Annotated in this window: 4 protein-coding genes and 1 pseudogene; 4 read left to right on the top strand and 1 reads right to left on the bottom strand. The window is 57.7% G+C overall.

What is annotated here, in order from left to right:
• Both Q4Q11_RS30800 and Q4Q11_RS30795 read left to right on the top strand, forming a co-directional pair.
• Positions 1-594: pseudogene (locus Q4Q11_RS30800) on the top strand (hypothetical protein); the annotation flags it as partial.
• Positions 585-1955, top strand: a complete 1371-nt coding sequence (locus Q4Q11_RS30795; protein WP_498571859.1) for a BilD N-terminal domain-containing protein — start codon at positions 585-587, stop codon at positions 1953-1955. The pseudogene Q4Q11_RS30800 and the gene Q4Q11_RS30795, both read left to right, overlap by 10 nt.
• Positions 1956-2095: 140 nt before the next feature.
• On the opposite strand, the gene Q4Q11_RS30790 is transcribed toward Q4Q11_RS30795, so the two are convergent.
• Positions 2096-2833, bottom strand: a complete 738-nt coding sequence (locus Q4Q11_RS30790; RefSeq protein WP_498571858.1) for a hypothetical protein — start codon at positions 2831-2833, stop codon at positions 2096-2098.
• Between the two features lie 389 nt (positions 2834-3222).
• Between Q4Q11_RS30790 and Q4Q11_RS30785 the strand changes: the two genes are divergently transcribed.
• Both Q4Q11_RS30785 and Q4Q11_RS30780 read left to right on the top strand, forming a co-directional pair.
• The gene (locus Q4Q11_RS30785; RefSeq protein ID WP_498571857.1) at positions 3223-3927 is read left to right on the top strand and encodes a hypothetical protein; all 705 of its coding nucleotides are present in this window, start codon (positions 3223-3225) and stop codon (positions 3925-3927) included.
• On the top strand, positions 3924-4679 hold the full coding sequence (locus Q4Q11_RS30780; RefSeq protein ID WP_498571856.1) for a hypothetical protein: 756 nt from the start codon (positions 3924-3926) through the stop codon (positions 4677-4679). Before Q4Q11_RS30785 ends, Q4Q11_RS30780 begins: the two co-directional genes overlap by 4 nt.
• Positions 4680-5011 lie beyond the last annotated feature (332 nt).

The following is a 5011-nucleotide window of genomic DNA, read 5'->3' as shown; positions in this document are numbered from 1 at the left end:
ACAACGCCGGGACGTTTCCACACCTGGCTTGGCGGCCCGATCGTCACCTCTCTTTCATTTTCGAGGACCTCTATGGCATCCTTAATAGCAACGCTCGCGCGCAGCTTGTTCGGGCCACCGCCTGAAATTCTGTGCGACCGCACAATCTGGACTGCTGGCGTTGCGGAGCTCCACCGGCGGACCTACGGCCGGCGCGAAAGTGGCGCCTTCCTTCTGGGTAGGAGGGACAAACAGCGCCGGATTGAAGAGTTCGTATTCTATGATGACATCGATCCGCATGCGCTGGATACCGGCATCGTTGAAATCGATGGGCGGCTGCTCGGAGCTCTCTGGACGCATTGCCGCGATACCGGTCGTGAAGTCGTTGCTGACGTCCACGTTCATCCGGCTGGCTTTGGCCAAAGTTCCTCAGACAAGGCGAATCCTATCATGGCAGAGATCGGCCACATCGCGATCATCCTGCCGCACTTTGCCGGACGTGCCACCATGCCGGGAGGTATCGGCGTTTACGAGTATCGTGGTGCTCGGCAGTGGCGTGATCGCAGTCTTGAACGTCCGTCGCCACTACATGTCGGGTGGTGGCCGTGGCGTTAGACAGACAGATTGCGCGACTTTCAAAGATTCTTGTCGATAGCGAAGGTATTACCTTCGACGAAGCACAGGCGCGCTTGCGCGGCCTTACATTGGAAATCGTTGTCGGCGACGATGCTGTGACACCAGCGGCTCATGCTGCGATACTGACTGCAGTATCGGTGGGCAGCCGCACCTTTGTCGGTGGTGTGCGTCTCGACGGGGCGGTCGATCAGCGGTTGAATTCGACACTGCCGCTAGGTGCGCAAGCGCTCACCGATGCGGCTAAACTAGTCGGTGCGTCAACGTTCACGGGACCGCCAGCGCAGAGAATTTGGATCGGCTCAACCCCTCAACCGCCCGAGAAGGGCGTGATCTGGGCGTGGTGGAGTGGCTGGCGTGCTGGGGTTGCTCCGGGATGCATTCCTTGCGACGATGGCCGGAATCCGCTTTCAGGGATTGCTGCAGGAGCGCTCGCCGTCGGTGCGGCTTTTGATGCAATACGGGGTCGTGCCGTGGAGCGTTCCATGGAGGTCGACCTATGGCCGACTGCGGTGGGCGAAGAGCCGCCGGCCTTCGCAGACGTGTTCTTGCCGGGTGCCATATGGTTGGTCGGCCTCGGCAACCTCGGTCAGGCCTTTCTCTGGGCGCTGGCGGCTCTGCCCTACGCTGACCCATCTGACGTCGAGTTGGTTTTGCAGGATCGCGATAAGGTCAGTGAAGAGAACTGGGCGACTTCGGTGCTGGTCAGGTCCGAAGCCTACGGTGAGCTCAAGACCAAGGTTGCGGCCGCCTGGGCTGAGGCGAGGGGGTTCGATGTTCGTCGCGTTGATCGAAGGCTTCTAGTGGGAGACGTGCTGGAAGACGATGATCCGCGTATCGCGCTTTGTGGTGTCGACAAAATTGCATCGCGTAGGCTCATGGCACAAACCGGCTTTGAATGCATTGTTGATGCGGGGCTCGGCCGGAAAGCATCCGACTTCAATCGCTATCGCGTAACGATCTTCGACGCTCAGCGATCGATCGCTAGACACTTTGAGGGGCAAGCGGACGCGACCGATGGGAATGCCATCCCCGACGAAAGCGCCTATCATCAACTTCAAAACGAGGTTGGTGCTTGCGGAACGGCCGAGGTTGCTGGGGCAAGCGTGGCGGCACCGCATGTAAGCGCCATCGCCGCTGCGGTGGCCGTGTCACGCCTGATTGCGATTACCTCCGCCTGCCCGTGTAGAGGAAGTGAGGTTCGACGTTTGTCGGAACCAGAGCCCAAAGCTGGCCCTAGCTCAATTATCCAGGTTCGCGCTGCACGGCATGCAGGACGGCCCGTCGATATACCGATGGTGGAAGAGGTTGTGGTCAAGTGTTGGCTGGACAACGAGAATTAAGGTCAGATCGCTCCAATGCCACGCCAACGCACCGCATAAAGGAGCACGCCTCAAATGAACTCCGGATGGATACGCACCACGATATCGGTAAGGCCGAATTTGTAGAGTATGTCGCCTCTTCGCACGGCTTAACAGGCTCGTCAGGCTTCTTCGGAAAGGGTGATCGACACGGCAAGTGCGGCGCCGATCGGGCCTGACCGCCGCTCGAGAAAATATCGCACACGATCGTCGTTGCTGTCATCGAATTGCTGCCCCACCTGGCAGGTGAGCAGTAAATCGGCCGCCCAGGTTTCGAGTGGCCAGTTGCGGACGCCGCTTGCAGCTTGCAGCTGTGCGAAAGTTGGCGATTGGCCGTCACCAAGGCCAGCCAGCACTCGGTGCACGTCATCCGCATCCAGAACCCGGTTGCCCACGGACATATTCTCAATCCGGATACGCTGCCGGAGGGGATAGTCGACAGAGAAGGGAAGCTCGGGTGGGTTATAGAGCAGATAGTAGACAGCCTTGCCAAAGTCGCGATTGAGCGTGTCGATTAGACCGACCTGCCGATCGTCGGCATGAATTGCGGAATAGGCGCAGGACTCGTCGAAGCGATAGGTCCGATGCAACGCTGCTGCTGCCTGGTGCCCGTCACGCCGGATGAAGGCATTCATGCCGTGCAGGAAGGCGATCTCATCTTCGTCCTCGACATCCTGATTCGTCGGGAATAGTCGCTTCGATTGCAGGAGGCCGATCTTCTTCGCGATGAGGGTGTCGCGCAGGTAAACGAAAACGAGGATTGCGATGTCTGCTGTCTCCCAGCGGCGACGCTGAGGCAAATCCCAATCCCAATGCGGCGCGCCCAGACGCCGCAAGCCGCCGATGTTGTGCGTGTCCATTCGCACGATTGCCCCGGATGGCAGCAGCCTTGGCGCGCTATCGGGAATCAGCGCCTCGATCAGGCCATCGTCGAGCGAAGTTTCGCGGATGTTAGGAAGGTTCGCGAGGCGCTCACAGACCCTTCGATTTGCCTGTTCAAATGCAGCTCGGAACCATGCGACTACATCTTCAGGTATTCTAGGCCATGGTTCCATCTCGTTCCCCCTGCTACAAAGATAACGCAAGCACCAAGGACGACAATTCATTTTTCCTAACTAGATCGCTGCGTCGATTTAGTGCTTTCGGTCCGCTCGCAATACAGTCGCGGACCTTCGCTCGGTGGGTGTCCGATCTTACATGCTGACCCACATCGACGAGGGGTGTTTCATGCATTTTAAAGGACAAGCAAATGACGGAGGAGAATAATCCGCCGGTGCAACCAACGCTGAAGCGCCGGTTAGAAAGCATCAAGGAGCTCGAACAGGAGCTCGTCGCCAAGGCCCACGAGATGCTGCCCAACGGCGCCGTCAATATCGTTGACTTCTTTATCTTCGGCGCCGCCCAGCGGACGCTTTCGCAATGCCGCGGCTTCCGCACGCTAATTGAAACGAAGAACTTTCCTTCGGCAACGATCCTGTTGCGCACCCAGATCGACACGGCGATGCGCATCAACGGGCTGACGATGATGGGCGACATTGAGGCTGACCTTCAGAGGCTTTTCAAGGGAGAGCGCACCTTCGATCGCCTGATGTCCGGCACGCCGGTTGGCGGTGGAAAGCCGGAACGCCTCACCGATGCCTTCCTGAAAAGAAAACTTGCCGAGGGCCACCCCTGGATCGAACCACTATATGCGCAGACCTCCGACTTCGTGCATCTCAGCTTTCGGCACCTCTACACCGCGATCGCTGACACGAACCCGGAAACGCGCATGGCGACACTTGAGATCAGCGGTACCGACCCGAAGCAGGATGAAACGGTCTACTATGAGGTGTGCGACGCCTTCTTCCGGGTCTCTCGGCTGACCTCCACAACCATTCTCGCCATGCTGATGATGAGACATCAGCGCGACCGGGTAATAGCGGCGGCTGCGGCACGCGCGGGTGGCGGCGAATGACCAACGTCACCCGCGAGATCATTGATCTCGATCAACCCGATACTTGGCCATCCGATCTTTTGAGCGTTCTCACTGAGCATCATGGCGCATTGCGTTCGCATGAGGTCGGTCCATTGAGCAATCGTTTCGATGCAGCGATCTACAGCGTCGGTGAGGCTTTGCAGTCCTACAGTGTCGTCGGCTGGCATTGCACTCGCGTCACCGATCACGAGGTCGAGGACATCAAGGTCAACGGCATGACGCTGCTCGACATCGATCTCGTATCGCGCCGGATCGGTGCGGCAGTCCGGGCGGGATTGCTCTCTTCCGACCAGGGCGAGCGTCTCGCGCGCACCAATCAGGCCACGGACAGATATCGCGCCGGCATGCTGTGGTTCTGCTTTTTCAGGCCAGCCATCGCTGGCGAAGGCGGAATCGGTGATCTTCTCCGATTTTGGGGCGGCGAGGCCCTCTATAATTCTCATGACCGCGATCCGGAAATGGGTCCGATCATCGCAGCGATCGGGAAGCCTGCAATCGTCGAAGCAGAAATCCCGATCGCATGGTGCGGGGGAGATCGTGGATTGCGTCTGGCGATGAACATTGGTCAGAGGTTCGTGGTGGCCCAAGGCACGCCGAGTCGAAATTCCAACCATGCCGAAGACAATATCAAGCAGCACCTTCCGGGCGAATTCATCCGCCAGGTGCATGTTCATCCCTCGCCGGAATTCATGCAGTTGGCGGATTGCGCCGATTGGTATCGACCGCTCTAATCAGAGCGACGCAGCTCGAATCTTGCTTGAGCATCAACAAGAGCATGTGCTCGGAGAATTGGTGGAACGGCACTCGTCATTTAGGTTTGCGGGAATGGTATTCTTATTGGGAAAATTCCATAAGTTGCTGATTTGTATGAGTAATAATGGAAATTTGTAGGCGACGTTATGTCGAGGAAAAATGGCAATCTATCATCCCACTCGGATCAGAGTGCTTATTATCTAAGTTATTGAAAATAAATCGTTTTCGTTATTATGCGGTACTGTGCGTGATCCACAATGCCCGTGGGGTATCGAGCGGGATTATTATGGACCAGAATCACCGCAGAAGC

This window comes from Rhizobium sp. UFLA01-1127, from assembly GCF_059803845.1.
Note: the sequence above shows the minus strand (reverse complement) of the source record. Positions and strands in the feature narration are given on the sequence as shown.

What these genes read in the sequence shown, in the direction of transcription:
- Q4Q11_RS30790 (WP_498571858.1), bottom strand. Translation starts at nt 2,833, where the DNA reads ATGGACACGCACAACATCGGCGGCTTGCGGCGTCTGGGCGCGCCGCAT.
- Q4Q11_RS30785 (WP_498571857.1), top strand. Translation starts at nt 3,223, where the DNA reads ATGACGGAGGAGAATAATCCGCCGGTGCAACCAACGCTGAAGCGCCGG.
- Q4Q11_RS30780 (WP_498571856.1), top strand. Translation starts at nt 3,924, where the DNA reads ATGACCAACGTCACCCGCGAGATCATTGATCTCGATCAACCCGATACT.